The following is an 18117-nucleotide window of genomic DNA, read 5'->3' on the forward strand; positions in this document are numbered from 1 at the left end:
AACGCCAAGCCCGCGTCACGCCACCGGCTTGCGTCGTCGGCGCGCAAAAGGAGTTGCAGGTTTGAACAATATCTTGGCCCTGGTCTCCGCATCGCTGCTGACCATCGGCACGGTCGCGATGGCGCCAGCCCAGACTAAACCGACCGCCGATCCGCCGACGGAGATCGCGAAGGTCGCGACGGTAGGGGTGTGGCAACCGGGACCGGGCGGTACGCAGGTGCCACTGTGGCCGAAGGACCTTGCGATCCTGAAGCCCGATAGCGGCGATCATCCCGAAGAAACCGGCAACGGCTCGCCGCTCGTCGGGGGGCGGGCGTGGCATTGGGCAAGCTACGTCTCGCGACCGACGATGTCGGTCTATCGACCGAAACGGAAGACTGGCGGAGCGACGATTCTGGTCCTGCCGGGCGGCGGGTTTTCGGCGGTGGCGATCGATCTCGAAGGCACCGAAATCTGCGACTGGGTCGTCCGCCAGGCCATGACCTGCGTGATCCTGAAATACCGCGCACCCCAGGAATGGACCGTCGACAAGAAGACGGGCTTCGGTCGACGGCCCGAAATCCTGCTGGCCTTGCAGGATGCCCAACGCGCCGTCAGTCTGCTGCGCTATGGGGCGGCCGGCTACGGCATCGATCCGCACAAGATCGGCGTCATGGGGTTTTCTGCTGGCGCGTACGTGGCGGCATCGCTGAGCAATGCCGAGCGACGAACCTATCCGACGGTCGACGCAGCCGACCGCGAGCCGTCGCGACCCGATTTCGCCGTGCTGGCCTATACCGGACGCCTCTGGGATCGGAGCAACGCCAAGACCGATCTGGGGTTGGCGCCGTGGGTGACGATCAGTGCTAAGGCGCCGCCGACGCTGCTCATCCATGCGATGAACGATCCGACCGATAATGTCCGGCATGCGATCGCGTATGCGCTCGCGTTGAACGAGGCCGGCGTACCGGTCGATCTGCGCCTCTATGCGAAGGGCCGCCACGCCTTCGGCATGCGGCCGACGACGGACCCGGTCACCCGCGAATGGCCGGGGCAGGTGCGGCAATGGCTGCAGGATCTCGGCATGCTGTGACGTGCGGGATACGGGAGATTCCGATCTCGACGTCTCCGGCCGCGCGCAGGCGCTTGCGGCGACACCCGTCGCATCCTACCCCCGTCCCGTCGTATTCGAAGGAACGCCTTTGTCCGTTAAACTGGTGATTGCCGCCTTGTTGTCCACCACGCTGACCGTCGCCGCCACGGCGTCGATGGCCACCGCGCAGGCATTGCCCCCGCCCACAGCGCAACCCGGGGAAAGTGCGGACGACGCGCGGCTCAAGCGGCTGTTCTACGACAGCGACGAGGCGAGCCTGAAGCGCAACCCGGTCGATGCGATTTTCCGTGGCGACCTGCGCTACGCCGACCGGCTCGGCGAGTATCTGACCGATGCGTATCTCGCCGCCGAACGTGCGGCGATCGAGCATGATCTCGCCGCACTGAAGGCGATCGACCGGACCAAGCTGACGCCGACCGACCAGATCGCCTATGACGTGTTCAAGACGCGTAACGAGACCGATCTCGCCGGCTACGCGCCCGCCATCCTGAAAGTTCAGCGCGACCTGCCGATCGACCATTTCGGCGGCTTCCAGACCTTCTATCCGGACTTCGCGTCGGGCAAGGGCGCGGCTCCGTTCAAGACGCTCGCGGATTATGAGAACAACCTCAAGCGCAACGCGCAATATGCGGTGGTGCTCGACCGTGCGATCGGACTGTTCCGTCAGGGCATGAAGGACAAGATCGTCCAGCCCAAGCTGGTCGTGACCAACATGATCCAGGAGTTCGACAATCTGATCGCGGAAGGCGTCGAGGGCTCGACTTTCTGCGGCCCGGTGAAGACCTTCCCCGCGACGATCTCGGCCGCCGACCAGGCGCGGTTGAAGGCAGCCTATGCCAAGCAGATCCGCGACGTCATCACGCCCGCGCACCAGCGGATGCGGGACTTCCTCGCCAAGACCTATCTGCCGGTCGCGCGCGATACGGTCGGGCTGTCCGCGCTGCCCGGTGGCGATGCTTATTACGCCTATCTGATCCAGCAGCGCACCACGCTGCCGATGACCGCCGAGCAGGTCCACCAGCTCGGGCTGTCGGAGGTCGCGCGGATCCTCAAGGGGATGGAGGCTCAGAGGCAGGCGGTCGGGTTCAAGGGCGATCTGCCCGCGTTCTTCACCTTCCTGCGTACCGACAAGCAGTTCCAGCCGAGCTCGGTCGCGCAGCTTCGCGACGGCTATCAGGCAATCGAGAAGCGCATCTACCAGCGGATTCCCGAGCAATTCTCGCTGACGCCGAAGACCGCGCTGGAAATCCGACCGGTCCCGGCATTCAAGGAGAAGACCGCGGCGGGCGGCTCGTATGAAGGCGGTACGCCGGACGGATCGCGGCCGGGCGTGTTCTACTACAACAGCTACGACCTGCCCTCGCGCTACATGTGGGAGATGGAGACGCTGTTCCTGCATGAGGGCGTGCCGGGGCATCATTTCCAGATCAGCCTCGCGCAGGAGAACACCGCGCTGCCCGCCTTCATGCGGTTCGGCGGCAACACCGCCTATGTCGAGGGCTGGGCGCTGTACGCCGAGAGCCTCTGGAAGGAGTTGGGCATGGAGACCGATCCGTATCAGCGGATGGGTGGGCTGAACGACGAGATGCTGCGCGCGATGCGGCTGGTGGTCGACAGCGGTATCCATGCCAAGGGTTGGACGCGTGATCAGGCGATCGAATACATGCTCGCCAACTCGCCGATGGCGCGGACCGATGCGACCGCCGAGGTCGAGCGCTACATCGCGATTCCGGGCCAGGCACTCGCTTACAAGATCGGCCAGCTGACCATCGCGCGAACCAAGGCCAAGGCGCAGGCGGCGCTCGGTGCCAAGTTCGATCCGCGTGATTTCCATGCGCAGGTGCTCGATACCGGATCGCTGCCGATGCCGGTGCTCGAACGCAAGATCGACGCGTGGATCGCGGTCGGCGGGGGGGCGGCGAAGTGATCGCGCGCCTCGTTACCGCGCTGGCCGCTACCAGCCTTCTCGCTGCCCCGATCGCGGCGCAGGACAAGAAGGAGACCTCGACCGTCGAGAAGAAGGTCGACGACGAGGTCAAGTTCCCGCCGCTCCCCGCCGACAAGACGGTCCGCCAGTCGGCGTCGATCGGCGGCCGGTCGATTGCTTATGACGCGACGATCGGCACGATCTCGGTGCGCGACGACAAGGGCAAGGAGATCGGCCAGGTCGTCTACACGTCCTATGTCGCGACCGGTGGAGCCGCCAACCGCCCGATGACGTTCGCCTTCAACGGCGGGCCGGGCGCGTCGTCGGTCTACCTCAACCTCGGCGCGGTCGGACCCAAGCGCGTCCAGTTCGGCGCGCAGGGCAATGCGCCGTCCGACGCACCGATCACCACCGACAATCCGAACAGCTGGCTCGACTTCACCGATCTCGTCTTCATCGACCCGGTCGGCACTGGCTTCAGCCGCAGCCTGGTCGACGAGGAGAAGACCAAGAAGGCGTTCTACGCCAACGATCCCGACATCAAATACCTGTCGAAAGTTGTCTACGACTGGCTCGTGAAGGCCGGGCGTCTGCGCTCGCCGAAATACGTTATGGGCGAAAGCTATGGCGGCTATCGCGCGCCGCGGATCGCGTACGAACTCCAGTCGCAGATCGGCGTCGGGGTCAACGGGATCGTGATGGTCTCGCCGTATCTCGATCCCGCCTCGGGCGACGGCGCGACGGCGTTGTCGCCGTTGCCATGGATGATCGACCTGCCGTCGATGGCGGCGGCGCATCTCGAACAGCAGCATCAACTGACCCCCGCGGCGATGGTCGACGTCGAAGCGTATACACGCGGCGCCTTCGCGACCGATCTGCTGCGCGGACGCACCGATCCGCAGGCGGTCTCGCGGCTCGTCACCAATGTCAGCCGGCTGACGGGGCTCGATCCGGCGCTGGTGCAGAAGATGGGCGGCCGGGTCGATTCCGCGACCTTCCTGCGCGAGATCCACCGCGCCGACGGCACGATCGGCAGCGTCTACGATTCGAACGTGACCGCGTTCGATCCGTTTCCCTGGTCCGCGCAGCGCCAGTCGAACGACCCGATCCTCGACGCGCTGATCGCGCCGACGACCAGCGCGATGGTCGATTTCGTCACGCGCGTTGTCGGGTGGAAGACCGATGCGCGCTATCACGCGCTGTCCTACGAGGTGAACGCGGCGTGGGATCGCGGCAAGCCCGACGACACGCCGGTCACCGACCTGCGAAAAGCGATCGCCAACGATCCCAAGATGGCGGTGATGATCGTGCACGGCTGGGACGACCTGTCCTGCCCGTTCTTCGCCTCGCGGCTGATCGTCGACCAGATGCCGAGCTTCGGCGCGACCGAGCGCGTGAAGCTCAACGTCTATCCGGGCGGGCACATGTTCTACAGCCGCGAGGACAGCGGCGCGGCATTCAAGCGCGACGCGCGGGCGATCTACACGGGCAAGGCCGAGTAAAATCGGGCGCGATGACACAGGAGACGATTTTGACGATCACGATGTTCGGGATCAAGAACTGCGACACGATCAAGAAGGCGCGGACCTGGCTCGACGAGCACCAAGTTCCCTACGCTTTTCACGACTACAAGACGGCGGGAATCGACGTTGCGCATCTGCACGACTGGATCGACCGGGTCGGTTGGGAGGTGTTGCTCAACCGTGCGGGGACGACGTTTCGAAAGCTGCCCGAGGCCGACCGTTCGGATCTTGATGCGGCAAAGGCGACGGCGCTGATGCTGGCGCAGCCGTCGATGATCAAGCGACCCGTGCTGGATACCGGCGAGACGCTGCTGGTCGGGTTCAAGCCCGAGGCGTATGAGGGGGCGGGGCTGGGGCGCGCTTGAAGGAGACGAGAATGCCTGTTGCTACATGGAATGGCCACGAGATCGCACGATCGGACGATACCGTCGTCGTCGAGGGCAATCATTATTTTCCCGCGGACAGCGTCGATCCGGCGCTGCTGGAGGACAGCGCGACGCACTCGAACTGCCCGTGGAAGGGCGTGGCGAGCTACAGGACGCTGGTCGTCGACGGGAAGCGCAACGTCGATGCGGTCTGGTATTATCCCGACCCGAAGTCGGCGGCGGCGGAGATCAAGGACCGGTACGCGTTCTGGAAGGGCGTGACGGTCGGCTGATTCACGCTGCCGCCCCGCGCTTTGTTCTCCCGCGAAGGCGGGAGTCCAGGGTCAAGCAGGACGGCGTTGGTGGCTCCTGACCCCCGCTTTCGCGGGGGAACGGGAGTGGGTCGGACCGATCCTGCGTCAGATCGCGCCCGAGAACGTATCGCACTGCTGCGGATCGCCGCTGTCGAGGCCGCGCTTCAGCCACGACTGGCGCTGTGCCGACGTGCCGTGCGTGAAGCTGTCGGGTACCACGCGACCCTGCGTCTCTTTCTGCAGCGTATCGTCGCCGATCGCCTGCGCCGCGGTCATGCCCTCCTGGATATCGCCCGCCTCCAGCCGCGACTTGTTCGCTGCCGCCCATACCCCTGCATAGCAGTCCGCCTGCAGTTCGAGCCGGACCGACAGCGCGTTGCCTTCGGTCTCGCTCGCCTGACGCTGCGCCTGCTGGACCTGCGCGTTGGTGCCGAGCAGCTTCTGGATGTGGTGACCGAACTCATGCGCGATCACGTAATCCTGCGCGAAGTCGCCCTGCGCGTGGAAGCGGTTGGCGAGTTCGGAGAAGAAGCTCGTGTCGAGATAGATGCCCTGGTCGGTCGGGCAATAGAAAGGCCCCATCGCCGACTGCGCCGCGCCGCAGCCCGAGCGACCGTTACCCGAATAGAAGACGAGCTTGGGCGCTTCGAATTTCTGGCCGTTCTTCTGGAAGATCGCCTCCCAAGTGTTGTCGGCCGAACTGAACGCGTTGCACGCCGCCTTGCTCTCGGGAGTCAAATTGCAGCTTGACGCCGTGTTGGTGCCGGCTCGCGGTCCGCTCTGGGTGGTCGGCGCCGACGATTGCCCGCCGCCGAGCAGGCCACCGAGCCCGCCCATGCCGCCGAACACCGCCATCAGGATCAGCACGACGACGATCCCGCCGCAGCCGAAGCGGCTGCCGATCATCGGCAACAGCCCCATCAGCAGGCCGCCGCCGCCTCCGCCAAAACCGCCACCGCCGCCGCCCGAGCCGCGCTGGTCCTCGACGTTGATGTTCGGATCGTAATCGTCGAGCCGCATGAATATGCCCCTTTTCGTTTCTGCTTGGGAACGAAATGCGCAAGGTGGCGCTAGGGTTGCACGGCCATCGTATCGGCCGAACGCGAGAAGCGAGGAGTGCGTATGTTCCTGAAGGGCAAGACCGCGGTCATCACCGGATCGACCTCGGGTATCGGGCTCGCCTACGCCAAGGCGTTCGCAGCCGAGGGCGCCGCGATCGTGCTCAACGGCTTCGGCGATGCGGATACGATCGAGCGCGACCGCGCCGCATTGGCGGAGACCAGCGGTACCGCCGCGCTGTACGATGCGGCGGACATGACCAGGCCCGACGAGATCGCCGCGATGGTCGCGCGTGCTGCGGCGGAAACCGGCAGCGTCGACATCGTCGTCAACAACGCCGGTATCCAGCATGTCGCGGGGATCGCCGACTTCCCCGTCGACAAGTTCGACGCGATCATCGCGATCAACCTGTCGTCCGCTTGGCACATGATGCGCGCCGCGGTCCCGTTGATGCGCGCGAAGGGCTGGGGGCGGATCATCTCGACCGCGTCCGCGCACTCGCTCGTCGCGAGCCCGAACAAGTCGGCATACGTCATGGCCAAGCACGCGATCGCCGGGCTGACCAAGACGATCGCGCTGGAGACCGCGACCGACGGCATCACCGTCAACTGCATCTCGCCGGGCTATGTCTGGACGCCGCTGGTCGAGAACCAGATTCCCGACACGATGGCGGCTAGAGGGCTGACGCGCGACCAGGTGATGAACGATGTCCTGCTCGCCGCACAGCCGACCAAGGAATTCGTCACGCCCGAACAGGTCGCGGCATTCGCGCTGTTCCTGTGTCGCGACGAGGCCAAGGCGATCACCGGCGCGAACCTGTCGATGGATGGCGGCTGGACCGCGGCGTGAACTTTAGTCGCGGGGGCGTTCGAAAAATCATTGCCGTTCAAGGGGATGCGCGGGTAGCCTCGGTCAAGCCATGGGGACACCAGACGATGCGGACTTGGTTCGGAACTGCTTCGTGCGTGATGATCGCGGTCTGCGGGTCGACTGGTATCGGCGTGGGAACGGCGGGGGCCTCTCCGTCCCGCCCGAGCCTCGACTGGCGCCGGGTCGCCACCACCGCGGACCGCGCACGGCTGCGGAGCTGGCGCGAAGCATGGGTCAACGCGCTCGCGCAGGTCGATCCCCACGAAGTGACGGGCGATCCGGTCCTGTTCGATCCCGATCGTTCGCTGGTCGACCCGTTGCCACCCTCGGGTGCGTACCGGTGCCGGACCTACAAGCTCGGCGCGCGCGCGGGAATCGGCCCGACCTTTACGCGATCAGGCTGGTTCGCCTGCCGGTTCGGCGCCAGCGATGACGGTGGCGACGATGGCGAGAGCGTTGTCAGCCTCGTCAAGCTCGACGGATCGCAGCGCCCGGTCGGCACGGTCTTCGCCGACACCGATTTTCGCGCCGTCTTTCTCGGGACGATGGAACTTGGCGATGAAAAGCGCCCGATGCGCTATGGTCGCGACGCCAACCGCGACATGGCTGGGCTGATCGAACGGATCGGCACGGAGCGCTGGCGCGTGGTGCTGCCCTATCCCCGGTTTGAATCGGTGCTCGACGTCGTCGAACTGGTGCCCGCCAGCTAGCGCGGGGCCGCCGGCCCCGTGGTTCGGTCTGACGTCCGCTAGCGACGCGTCGCAGTTCAGGCAGAGTTTGGGGTAGCGGTCGATACCGGCGCGAGTGTCGCGTTCTCGCGCTTTTCCGGCCGGATATAGATCGAGGAGAGCGTCGGCACCGCCGCACGTAATTCGGTTTCGATCGCCTCGATCAGCGTCTCGCCGTCGCCCATCGTCACCGAATCGTCGAAGTCGGCGCTGATCGCGGCGAAGATGCTCTCGGGCGCGGTGTGGATCGTGCGGACGTGGTTGACCGCGACGATCGCGGGATGCGCGGACACGATCTTGCGGATCGTCGCGATCACCGCCGGGTCGGCACGCTCGCCGATCAGCAAGCCCTTCGATTCGCGCGCGAGCAGCACCGCGACCAGCGCGAGGATCACCCCGATCGCGATCGAGGCGGCGCCATCGATCCGCGGATCGTTGAACGCATGGCTCGCCCAGATACCGATCCCGGCGATGACGAGGCCCGCCAGCGCCGCGGAATCTTCGAACAGCACGATGAAACCGGCGGGGTCCTTCGACCGGTGGATCGCCTGCCACCAGCCCATGTCGCCCTTCGACTTCGAGAATTCGCGCACCGCGATCGTCCAGCTGCTGCCCTCGAGCGCGAACGAGATTGCGAGGACGACGTAGTTGATGGTCGGGCTGGTGAGCGGCTCGGGCTGCCGGATATGCCGCCAGCCTTCGAAGATCGACACGCCCGCGCCGATCGCGAAGATCAGGATCGCGACGACGAACGCCCAGAAATACAGCTCGCGACCATAGCCGAACGGGTGCGCTTCGTCCGCCGGGCGCTTGGCCTTTTTCTGACCGTAGAGCAGCAGCACCTGGTTGCCGCTGTCGACCACCGAGTGGAAGCCCTCGGTCAGCATCGACGACGATCCGGTCATCCCGGCGGCGACGAATTTCGCCACGCCGATCCCGAGATTGGCGGCGAGGGCGCCGTAGAGGACGATGTCGTCCTTGATGCGAGCGGTCAGTGTCTTGGCCATGCCGCCGTCCTACACGAGGGGGCGGTGTTGGAAAGGGCGGCCTTCGCAATGTGTTGAGGATGCTTAGTCCGGCGTAAGGTCGACGGTGCCCTGGTAGGCGGACGCACCCGCCACCCCCACTCCGTCATCCTGACGAAAGTCAGGATCCAGAGCCACAAGCTCCAGCGCCCGTTACCCTGGATCCTGACGTTCGTCAGGATGACGGGCTTCGGGAGCGCCCCGTCCGTTTAAACAGGAATACCCGCCGATGGACGAGCCACCGGCGGGATCCTTTCCTCCCCAGGAAACTGTGTGAAGCGGTTTAGCCGAGCCGGCCGAGGCGGTGGTACAGCGCACTCATCCGCGTCAGACGTTCGTCGTCGATCGAGGTCTTGCTGATCATCTCGCCGAGGACTTCCTTCATCAGCGCGAAATCGTTGGTCGAGAAGACGGCGCGGGCGCGGGGTTGTTCGGTGGTCGTCTGCAAGGCTTGCCTCCTTCGATGATCGTCTTGTCTCTCTCTTTACACGTATCATGTGCCGAGAGAGGCGATGCACAGCCAATAGCGTTCGGGGCCGGATAGTTGGAAGGCCGCCACGAGCCGCCGCAACGTCGCGGTGTCCGTCCAGCTTGTGGAACACGTGTCGTTCTGTAAACATCGTGACAGGAGGGTTTGCGATGACGGAACGTAAATTGCTGGCGGGGCATGCGATCCGTCGCCTGCGGCGCGGGACGGGGCTGACGCAGGCGGCGATGGCCGAAATGCTCGCGATCAGCCCGAGCTATCTCAACCTAGTCGAGCGCAACCAGAGGCCGATCTCCGCGACGCTGCTGATCAAGCTGGCCGAGAGCTTCGACTTCGATCCTCGATCGCTCGCGGCGGGTGAGCCGGGTGGCGGCGCGGACGCGATCCGGCGACGGCTGGCTGACCCGATGTTCGCCGACCTCGAGATCGACCGCAACGAAGTCGAGGAGTGGCTTGCCAGCGCCCCAGGCGGTGCGGCGGCGTTCGCCCGCGTGTTCGATCGGATCGGCGGCGGCGCGGTGGTCGAGGCGGGCGACGACCCGGTTACGCTCGTCCGCCGTGAAATAGAGCGTTGGCGCAATCACTTCGCCGACCTCGACGCCGCGGCCGAAGCGTTGGCCGACGAATTGCGGCTCGGCGCAGGCGATCTCTACGGCGCAATCGCCGAGCGGCTGCGCGCGAAGCACGGCCTGACCATCCGCGTGCTGCCCGCCGACGTGCTTCCCGACACGTTGCGCCGCCTCGACCTGCACGCGCGCCAGTTGCAGTTGAGCGAGATGCTCGACCCCGCCTCGCGCACGTTCGCGGTCGCGTTCCAGCTCGGCCAGATCGAGGCGAAGGCGGAGATCGATGCGCTGGCGAAAGGCGCCGGGTTCACCGATCGCGCGGCGGAACGGCTCTATCGCCGCCACCTTCTCGGCTATTTCGCCGCCGCGCTGATGATGCCCTATGCGCGATTCCTCCGCGGGTGCGAGACGACGGGGTACGACATCGAACTGCTGCAACGCCGGTTCGGCGCGGGCTTCGAACAGGTGGCGCACCGGCTGACGACGTTGCAGCGCGTCGGCGCGCGCGGCTTGCCCTTCTTCATGATCCGGATCGATCGGGCGGGACAGGCGTCGAAGCGCTATCCCGGCGCGAGCGGCGCGGCGTTGGTCGAAGCGGACGGGCGTTGTCCGCTATGGCGGTTGCATCATGCGTTCGACCGACCGGGCAGCCTGATGGTGCAGCTGGTCGAACTGGAGGATGGCGCGCGCTGGCTGACGATGGCGCGCACCGTGACGCCGCAGGGCAGCCGCTTTGGCGCAGTGCATGCCGAGTTCGCGATCGGTCTCGGGGTCGCGGCGGCGCAGGCGGGCGTGCTGGCGGCGGCAAGCGGCTTCGATCTGGCGGGCAGGGCGATGCCTATCGGGCTCGGCTGCCGCGCCTGTTTCCGCAACGATTGCCCACAGCGGTCGGTCGCGCCGGCCGGGCGGGCGCTGCTGATCAACGAGCGGGAGCGTCGGACGTCCGCGCTGACGTTTGCGGGTGACTAAGGGAGCCCTTCTAATCCTCCCCCGCAAGGGGGAGGTGGCAGGCGCTTGCCTGACGGAGGGGGAGGAAGGGCCAACCTCTGTTGCGCGTCCTCCCCTCCGTCACCTTCGGTGATACCTCCCTCTGGCGGGGGAGGATCAAGTGGTCAGGCGCCGGCTGTCGTCAGTGCGTCGATCTGATCCTTGCTCAACTCCAGCGTCATCGCAGGCAGCAGGTCTTCGACCTGCTTCACGCTGGTGGCGCTCGCAATCGGCGCGGTGACGCCCGGCTGCGCGATCAACCATGCGAGCGCGACCTGCGCGTGGGTCGCACCGGTGGCTTCGACGACCGAGTCCATCGCCTCAAGGACAGCCTTGCCGGTACCTTCGAGCAATTCGCCCATCCGACTGCCGCGAACGCTCTGGCTGAGGTCGTCCTTCGTCCGGTACTTGCCGGTGAGGAATCCCGAGGCGAGCCCGTAATAGGGCAGAACACCGATGTTCTCGGTGACGCAGTAATCCTGCAATTCGCCCTCGAACTTTGTGCGGCTGACGAGGTTATATTCGGGCTGGAGGACGTGATAGCGCGGCAGGTCCGACGTCTTGGCAGCCTCGACCGCGGACTTGAGGCGGGCGGCGTGGAAGTTCGATGCACCGATCACGCGGACTTTCCCCGCATCGACCAGTTTGCCGAACGCTTCGAGGACGGCCTCTAGTGACTGCGAGTCGTCGTCCTGATGCGCGTAATATAGGTCGATGCGATCGGTGCCGAGGCGCTTCAGCGAGGCTTCGGCAGCGGCGGCGATACGCGCGGGGGCGAGCTTCTCGCCGCCCTCACCGGGGAGCATGCCGACCTTGGTCGCGATCAGGACGTCGTCGCGCTTGCCGCTGGCCTTCAGCCATTCGCCGATCATGCTCTCGGATTCGCCGCCCTGATGGCCGTCGACCCAGGCCGAATAGACGTCGGCGGTGTCGATCATCGTGCCGCCGCCCGCGACAAACGCGTCGAGCACGGCGAAGCTGGCGGCGCGGTCGGCAGTCCAGCCGAACACGTTGCCGCCAAGGACGAGCGGGGCGATCTTCAGATCGGTCGAGCCGAGGCGGCGGAGGGTCATCGGGTCTGATCGCTTTGATTCGAGGGGAGTTCAGTATCTTCAGGAGCGGCGGCGACCGCATTCAGATCGACGCTGTTCGCATCGAGCATCGCGGCGGCTTCGTTCAACTGGTGTGCTTCGTCGGCGGTGACCGCGCCGGGTTCGCTCGCGGGCGAACACGCCGCGAGCGCTGAAATGGCGAAAAGCGCCCCCACCATCATACCGTCGCGCCAGCGAACGCTGGTATCCTGCCGTAGAGGTCGTCGTGACCCGAACCGGGAGTCCCCAGCGGAAGCTGGGGTGACGGAGAAGTGGGGGCGCTTCGGCAACGCTTAGTCCTTGATCGCTTTGCCGGCGCGGGTCAGTGCGTTGCCGGTGGCGTCGGCGGCGCGGTCCGCACCGTTGCTGATGGCGGCGCCTGCACGGTCTGCACCGGCCTCGATCCGGTCGCCGGCGCGGTCGGCCTTGGCGTCGAGGTGATCGGTCGAGTTGTCGATCTTGGCACCGGCATTGTCGAGCGAACGCTCGGCCGAACCCAGTGCGCGATCGCTGGCGGCGCTGACGTCGTCGACGGCATTGGCGGTGGTCGCGCTGGCATCGGCGGCGATCGCGTTGGCGGCCTGTGCGGTCTGGTCCTGCGCGTTGTTGCTGCAGGCTGCGAGGCCGGCGGTCAGGGCGAGGGCGGGGATCAGGAACTTCTTCATAGGTATCTACTCCCGTGGATGTCGTCTTGTGGACCGGGTAACGCCCAGCCCATAGCGCAATCGAACGCGGATAAAGCGTTTCCGATCCGTCACGATCTCGCGCGATGCGATAAGCCGCGGGCGGATATGGCCAATGTCGAAGAGCCGCACGCCTGCGTTGACCTCATATAAAGAATTCTTTATATGTCCTGGCATGACGATGGCGCTCGAAATCTTCCGTGCTTTGGCGGACGCGACCCGGCTGCGGATACTCGCGCTGTTGCGGCGGATGGAGCTGTCGGTCGGCGAGCTCGCGCAGGTGCTCGGTCAGAGCCAGCCACGCGTTTCGCGCCATGTGAAGATCCTGTGCGATGCCGGCCTTGCCGAACGTCGCAAGGAAGGCAGCTGGGTGTTCGTCGCGCTGGGGTCTGCGGACGTGGTCGAGCCGGTTGCGGTCGCACTCGATGTCTGGGCGAAGGTCGAGCCGGATCACTGGGCGGTCGCGGACGCAGCGCGGCTCGCGGCAGTGCGCGCGGATCGGGCGGCGAGTGCCGCGGCGTGGTTCGAAGGGCATGCCGACGAGTGGGACGCGATCCGGTCGCTGCACGTCGCCGACAGCGAAGTCGAGGCGGCGATGGCCGCCGTGCTCGGCGATGCGCCGGTCGGCACGCTGATCGACATCGGTACGGGCACCGGGCGGATGCTCGAACTGTTCGGCGGACGCGCGACGGTTGCGCTCGGGATCGATCGCAGTTCGGAGATGCTGCGGCTCGCACGCGCCAAGCTGCATGATATGACGCATGCCGAACTGCGGCAGGCCGATCTGTACGCGCTGCCGATGGCGGACGCGGCGGCGGACGTCGCGATTCTGCATCACGTGCTGCATTTCGCGCAACAGCCCGGCGCTGCGGTGAGCGAAGCGGCGCGGGTGCTGGCTCCCGGCGGGCGGTTGCTGATCGCCGACTTCGCCAGCCACGACCGCGAGGAACTGCGGTTGCGCGATGCGCATACGCGTCTCGGGTTCGCGGACGAGCAGATGGCGGCGTGGTTCGAGGCGGCGGGCTTGCAGACGGCGCGCGTGGAAACGCTCGAGGGCGGCGAGTTGACGGTGAAATTATGGCTCGGTCGGAAGATCGGCGCGAGCTTGCGTGAGGTGAAGGCGGCATGACGAACATTTCGATCCCCCAACTGGCCGAAGCGCGCCGCGCGCTCGAAGAACCGCTCTTCGCGGATCTTGCGGGTGATGTCGGTCTGAGCTTCGAATTCTTCCCCCCGAAGAGCGAGAAGATGGAGACGCAGCTCTGGGAGGCGATCCGCACGCTGGAGCCGCTCGCACCCGATTTCGTGTCGGTCACCTACGGCGCGGGCGGCTCCACGCGCGAGCGCACGCACGCGACGGTGGCGCGGATCCAGCGCGAGACATCGATGAACGCTGCGGCGCACCTGACCTGCGTCGAGGCGACCAATGCCGAGATCGACCAGGTCGCCGAGGAATATTGGGCGGCAGGAGTGCGTCACATCGTCGCGCTCCGCGGCGACATGCCGACGCTGGGCCAGCCTTATCAGGCGCATCCGGGCGGATATGAGAACGCGGCGGCTCTGGTCGCCGGCCTGCGGAAGCTGCATCCGTTCGAGATCTCGGTCGCGGCGTATCCCGAGTGCCATCCGGAATCGGGCGGGCATGATGCGGATATCGACAATCTAAAGCGCAAGATCGATGCCGGTGCGACCCGCGCGATCACGCAGTTCTTCTTCTCGCCAGAAGCGTATTTCCGGTTCCGCGACCGGGTCGCAGCCGCCGGGATCACTGCGCAGATTTTGCCGGGAATCCTGCCGGTGTCGAACGTCGCGCAGACGCGGAAATTCGCGGGGCTCTGTGGCGCTGAAATCCCGGCGTGGATGGACCGGCTGTTCGAGGGGCTCGACGATCATCCGTCGGCGCGGCAACTCGTCGCGGCGACGATCGCGGCCGAGATGTGCCGGCGGCTGTACGCGGGCGGGGTGAAGGATTTCCACTTCTACACGCTCAACCGCGCGGAACTGGCCTATGCGATCTGCCACATGCTGGGTGTGCGCGCGAAGCCGGTCGACAAGGTCGCCGCGGCGTAAACTTCTGCCCCCTTCCCGTACGCGGGAGGGGGGAGTGAAAACGATGACACCACGTGAACGTTTCAACGCGGAAGCCGCCAAGCGCATCCTGATCACCGACGGCGCGTTCGGGACCGAGATCCAGAACTGGAAGCTCGACGAGGCGGCTTACGCAGGGTCGCTCGGCTTGTCGCACGACCAGAAGGGCAACAACGACATCCTGGCGATCACAAAGCCGGACGTCCCCGAGACGATCACTCGCGAATATCTCGAAGCGGGGTCGGACATCGTCTCGACCAACACGTTCAGCGCGAACATCATTTCGCAGGCGGACTATGGCGCCGAGCATCTCGTGCGCGAGATCAACGTCGAGTCCGCGCGGATCGCGCGCGCGCTCGCCAATGAATATCAGGCGAAAGACGGCCGCCCGCGCTTCGTCGCTGGCGCGATCGGGCCTACCAACAAGACGCTGTCGCTGTCGCCCGACGTCAACGATCCGGGCTTCCGCGAGATCGACTTCGATTATCTCAAGGGCGTGTACCGCGAGCAGATCGATGCGCTGCTCGAAGGCGGCGAGGGGGTCGGCGTCGACTTCATCCTGATCGAGACGGTGTTCGATACGCTCAACGCCAAGGCCGGCATCATGGCGGCGATCGAGGCGGGCGATGCTCTCGGCCGCGACGTGCCGATCATGATGTCGATGACGCTGACGGATCTTTCGGGGCGCAACCTGTCGGGGCATACGGTCGAGGCGTTCTGGCATGCGGTGCGGCACGCCAAGCCGATCACGATCGGGCTGAACTGCTCGTTCGGTGCGGAGCAGCTGCGGCCGCATGTGAAGACGCTGTCGGCGATCGCCGATACGCTGATCATGATCTACCCGAATGCCGGGCTTCCGAACGAACTCGGCGAGTATGACGAGCAGCCCGAGACGACGGCGGGGCTGGTCGGCGAGTGGGCGGTGGCTAAGCAGGTCAACGTGCTCGGCGGCTGCTGCGGGTCGACGCCGGCGCATATCAAGGCGATGGCCGACGGTGTGCGCGGGCTTGAGCCGCGTGTCGTGGCTCGGCCTGAAGTGCGGACCAAGCTCGCCGGCCTCGAACCATTCACGATGGCGGCTTAGGCCACCGCTCCCTCTCCCCGTCGGGGAGAGGGCCGGGGTGAGGGGCGCCACGAGCGCTACCGCCCGGAACTACTCCTCACCCCAACCCTCTCCCCGGAGGGGAGAGGGGGCTAGAAGAAGCGAACCGATGACAACCTCCTCCTCCACCAGTTTCGTCAACATCGGCGAGCGCACCAACGTCACCGGCTCGGCGCGTTTCAAGAAGCTGATCATGGCGGGCGACTACCCCGCCGCGGTCGAGGTCGCGCGCCAGCAGGTCGAGAGCGGCGCGCAGGTGCTCGACGTCAACATGGACGAGGGGCTGCTCGACGCGCACCACGCGATGACGACGTTCCTCAAGCTGATCGCCGCCGAACCCGATATCGCGCGCATCCCGTTCATGGTCGACAGCTCGAAATGGAGCGTGATCGAGGCGGGGCTGAAGTGCGTCAGCGGCAAGCCGATCGTCAATTCGATCAGCATGAAGGAGGGGGAAGAGCAGTTCCTCGCGCAGGCGCGCAAGTGCATGGCGTACGGCGCGGCGGTCGTCGTGATGGCGTTCGACGAGGTCGGGCAGGCGGACACCAAGGATCGGAAAGTCGAGATCTGCGAGCGCGCGTACAAGCTGCTCGTCGGGATCGGCTTCCCGCCCGAGGACATCATCTTCGATCCCAATGTGTTCGCGGTCGCGACCGGGATCGAGGAGCACGACAATTACGGCGTCGACTTCATCGAGGCGTGTCGTGAGATCAAGGCGCGCTGCCCACACGTCCATATCTCGGGCGGGCTGTCGAACTTCAGCTTCTCGTTCCGCGGCAACGAACCCGTGCGCCGCGCGATGCACAGCGTGTTCCTGTACTATGCGATCCCCGCAGGCATGGACATGGCGATCGTCAACGCGGGTCAGCTCGACATCTACGACGACATCGATCCCGAACTGCGCCAGGCGGTCGAGGACGTCGTGCTCAACAAGGATCCCGAGGCCGGCGATCGCCTCGTCGCGCTCGCCGAACGTTACCGCGGCACCGACGTGGTGGCCGAGAAGGCGGCGGCGGAATGGCGCTCGCTGAGCGTCAACAAGCGGCTCGAATATGCCTTGGTCAAGGGCATCGATCTCCACGTCGTCGAGGATACCGAGGAAGCGCGGCTGATCATCGACGGCAATAACGGCCGCCCGATCGAGGTCATCGAAGGCCCGCTGATGGATGGCATGAACGTCGTCGGCGACCTGTTCGGATCGGGCAAGATGTTCCTGCCGCAGGTGGTCAAGTCGGCGCGCGTGATGAAGAAGGCAGTCGCGCATCTGCTGCCGTATATCGAGGCGATGAAGGAGCCCGGCGCGCGCGGCAAGGGCAAGATCATCATGGCGACCGTCAAGGGCGACGTGCATGACATCGGCAAGAACATCGTCGGCGTGGTGCTGCAGTGCAACGGCTTCGACGTGGTCGATTTGGGTGTGATGGTGCCGTGGTCGAAGATTCTCGAATCCGCGAACGAGAATGATGCGGACATGATCGGGCTCAGCGGGCTGATCACGCCGTCGCTGGACGAGATGGTGACGGTTGCCGAGGAGATGAAGCGGGCGGGCATGACAATGCCGCTGCTGATCGGCGGCGCGACGACCTCGAAGGTACACACCGCGCTCCGGATTGCGCCGGCCTATGACGGCCCCGTGGTACATGTGCTCGATGCGAGCCGTGCGGTGGGAGTCGCGTCGACGCTGGTCAGCGACACGATCCGCGACGAGTTCGTGACGAAGACCGCGGACGAATACGAGGCGGTGCGAATCTCGCGCGCGAACAAGGGGCAGAGCGAGTTGCTGCCGTTGGCAACGGCGCGCGAGCGTGCGTTCGTAGCCGATTTCGCGCTGAAGCCGCCAGCACCAGTGAAGCCGGGCGTGCATGTGTTTGCGGACTGGGACCTGTCGGACCTGCGCGACTATATCGACTGGACGCCGTTCTTCCGCGCGTGGGAGCTTGCGGGAAATTTCCCGGCGATCCTGACGGATGAAGTGGTCGGCGAGAGCGCGAGTTCGCTGTATGCGGATGCGCAGGCGATGCTCGATACGATCGTCGCGGAGAAATGGCTGACCCCGCGCGGTGTCGCGGGCCTATGGCCAGCGCGCCGCGAGGGTGATGATGTGGTGGTCACTGCTCCCTCTCCCCTCCGGGGAGAGGGCTGGGGTGAGGGGCAGCCAAGCAATGCAGCGCCCGGAACAGCCCCCCCCCCCCCCCCCCCCCCCCCCCCC

18 protein-coding genes are annotated in these 18117 nt (G+C 65.9%); 12 read left to right on the forward strand and 6 right to left on the reverse strand.

What is annotated here, in order from left to right; translation table 11 throughout:
• The first annotated feature begins 61 nt into the window (after nucleotides 1–61).
• The 5 genes from C8J47_RS05180 to C8J47_RS05200 all read left to right on the forward strand — a co-directional run bounded on the left by C8J47_RS05180 (nucleotide 62) and on the right by C8J47_RS05200 (nucleotide 5201).
• On the forward strand, nucleotides 62–1072 hold the full coding sequence (locus tag C8J47_RS05180) for an alpha/beta hydrolase (RefSeq protein ID WP_259467360.1): 1011 nt from the start codon (nucleotides 62–64) through the stop codon (nucleotides 1070–1072).
• 175 nt (nucleotides 1073–1247) lie between these two features.
• A complete protein-coding gene (locus C8J47_RS05185; RefSeq protein WP_121884768.1) occupies nucleotides 1248–3020 on the forward strand; it encodes a DUF885 family protein in 1773 nt (590 codons plus the stop codon).
• Nucleotides 3017–4522, forward strand: a complete 1506-nt coding sequence (locus tag C8J47_RS05190) for a S10 family peptidase (RefSeq protein ID WP_259467361.1) — start codon at nucleotides 3017–3019, stop codon at nucleotides 4520–4522. Before C8J47_RS05185 ends, C8J47_RS05190 begins: the two co-directional genes overlap by 4 nt.
• Before the next feature lie 29 nt (nucleotides 4523–4551).
• Complete coding sequence (locus tag C8J47_RS05195) at nucleotides 4552–4908, forward strand: ArsC family reductase (RefSeq protein ID WP_121884770.1); 357 nt, start codon at nucleotides 4552–4554, stop codon at nucleotides 4906–4908.
• An 11-nt stretch (nucleotides 4909–4919) separates the two neighbouring features.
• Nucleotides 4920–5201, forward strand: coding sequence for a DUF427 domain-containing protein (locus C8J47_RS05200; RefSeq protein ID WP_121884663.1), 282 nt, complete (start codon nucleotides 4920–4922; stop codon nucleotides 5199–5201).
• Between the two features lie 126 nt (nucleotides 5202–5327).
• Here C8J47_RS05200 and C8J47_RS05205 read toward each other — a convergent pair whose 3' ends face one another.
• Nucleotides 5328–6242, reverse strand: a complete 915-nt coding sequence (locus C8J47_RS05205; RefSeq protein ID WP_056050780.1) for a neutral zinc metallopeptidase — start codon at nucleotides 6240–6242, stop codon at nucleotides 5328–5330.
• Between the two features lie 102 nt (nucleotides 6243–6344).
• Here C8J47_RS05205 and C8J47_RS05210 point away from each other — a divergent pair, with 102 nt between their 5' ends.
• Both C8J47_RS05210 and C8J47_RS05215 read left to right on the forward strand, forming a co-directional pair.
• Nucleotides 6345–7130: a 3-hydroxybutyrate dehydrogenase gene (locus tag C8J47_RS05210; protein WP_121884664.1), complete on the forward strand. Its 786-nt coding sequence runs from the start codon at nucleotides 6345–6347 to the stop codon at nucleotides 7128–7130.
• Between the two features lie 86 nt (nucleotides 7131–7216).
• Complete coding sequence (locus tag C8J47_RS05215) at nucleotides 7217–7861, forward strand: DUF4893 domain-containing protein (RefSeq protein ID WP_121884665.1); 645 nt, start codon at nucleotides 7217–7219, stop codon at nucleotides 7859–7861.
• A gap of 56 nt (nucleotides 7862–7917) precedes the next feature.
• On the opposite strand, the gene C8J47_RS05220 is transcribed toward C8J47_RS05215, so the two are convergent.
• Both C8J47_RS05220 and C8J47_RS19135 read right to left on the reverse strand, forming a co-directional pair.
• The gene (locus C8J47_RS05220) at nucleotides 7918–8886 is read right to left on the reverse strand and encodes a cation diffusion facilitator family transporter (RefSeq protein WP_121884666.1); all 969 of its coding nucleotides are present in this window, start codon (nucleotides 8884–8886) and stop codon (nucleotides 7918–7920) included.
• Between the two features lie 301 nt (nucleotides 8887–9187).
• Nucleotides 9188–9352 (reverse strand): hypothetical protein, encoded by a 165-nt coding sequence (locus C8J47_RS19135; RefSeq protein ID WP_164913371.1) that lies wholly within the window; start codon nucleotides 9350–9352, stop codon nucleotides 9188–9190.
• Between the two features lie 191 nt (nucleotides 9353–9543).
• Here C8J47_RS19135 and C8J47_RS05225 point away from each other — a divergent pair, with 191 nt between their 5' ends.
• Nucleotides 9544–10926: a short-chain fatty acyl-CoA regulator family protein gene (locus C8J47_RS05225; RefSeq protein WP_121884667.1), complete on the forward strand. Its 1383-nt coding sequence runs from the start codon at nucleotides 9544–9546 to the stop codon at nucleotides 10924–10926.
• A gap of 143 nt (nucleotides 10927–11069) precedes the next feature.
• On the opposite strand, the gene C8J47_RS05230 is transcribed toward C8J47_RS05225, so the two are convergent.
• The 3 genes from C8J47_RS05230 to C8J47_RS05240 form a co-directional block, all read right to left on the reverse strand.
• Nucleotides 11070–12017: an aldo/keto reductase gene (locus C8J47_RS05230; protein WP_121884668.1), complete on the reverse strand. Its 948-nt coding sequence runs from the start codon at nucleotides 12015–12017 to the stop codon at nucleotides 11070–11072.
• Nucleotides 12014–12217 carry a hypothetical protein gene (locus C8J47_RS05235; protein ID WP_121884669.1) on the reverse strand — a complete coding sequence of 68 codons (204 nt, stop codon included), beginning with the start codon at nucleotides 12215–12217 and terminating at the stop codon, nucleotides 12014–12016. Before C8J47_RS05235 ends, C8J47_RS05230 begins: the two co-directional genes overlap by 4 nt.
• A 111-nt stretch (nucleotides 12218–12328) precedes the next feature.
• Nucleotides 12329–12700 (reverse strand): hypothetical protein, encoded by a 372-nt coding sequence (locus C8J47_RS05240; protein ID WP_093399210.1) that lies wholly within the window; start codon nucleotides 12698–12700, stop codon nucleotides 12329–12331.
• 193 nt (nucleotides 12701–12893) lie between these two features.
• Here C8J47_RS05240 and C8J47_RS05245 point away from each other — a divergent pair, with 193 nt between their 5' ends.
• From C8J47_RS05245 to C8J47_RS05260, 4 genes are all read left to right on the forward strand, one after another.
• Nucleotides 12894–13847, forward strand: a complete 954-nt coding sequence (locus tag C8J47_RS05245; RefSeq protein WP_121884670.1) for a metalloregulator ArsR/SmtB family transcription factor — start codon at nucleotides 12894–12896, stop codon at nucleotides 13845–13847.
• On the forward strand, nucleotides 13844–14788 hold the full coding sequence (metF, locus tag C8J47_RS05250; RefSeq protein ID WP_121884671.1) for a methylenetetrahydrofolate reductase: 945 nt from the start codon (nucleotides 13844–13846) through the stop codon (nucleotides 14786–14788). The genes C8J47_RS05245 and metF overlap by 4 nt, the downstream gene beginning before the upstream one ends.
• A 43-nt stretch (nucleotides 14789–14831) precedes the next feature.
• Nucleotides 14832–15890, forward strand: coding sequence for a homocysteine S-methyltransferase family protein (locus C8J47_RS05255; RefSeq protein WP_121884672.1), 1059 nt, complete (start codon nucleotides 14832–14834; stop codon nucleotides 15888–15890).
• A gap of 127 nt (nucleotides 15891–16017) precedes the next feature.
• Nucleotides 16018–18117: dihydropteroate synthase (locus C8J47_RS05260; RefSeq protein WP_121884673.1), on the forward strand; the 2100-nt coding region annotated here is incomplete at its 3' end.

Origin of the sequence: Sphingomonas sp. PP-F2F-G114-C0414 (genome assembly GCF_003688595.1) — a bacterium.
In the GTDB taxonomy this organism is placed as follows: domain Bacteria; phylum Pseudomonadota; class Alphaproteobacteria; order Sphingomonadales; family Sphingomonadaceae; genus Sphingomonas.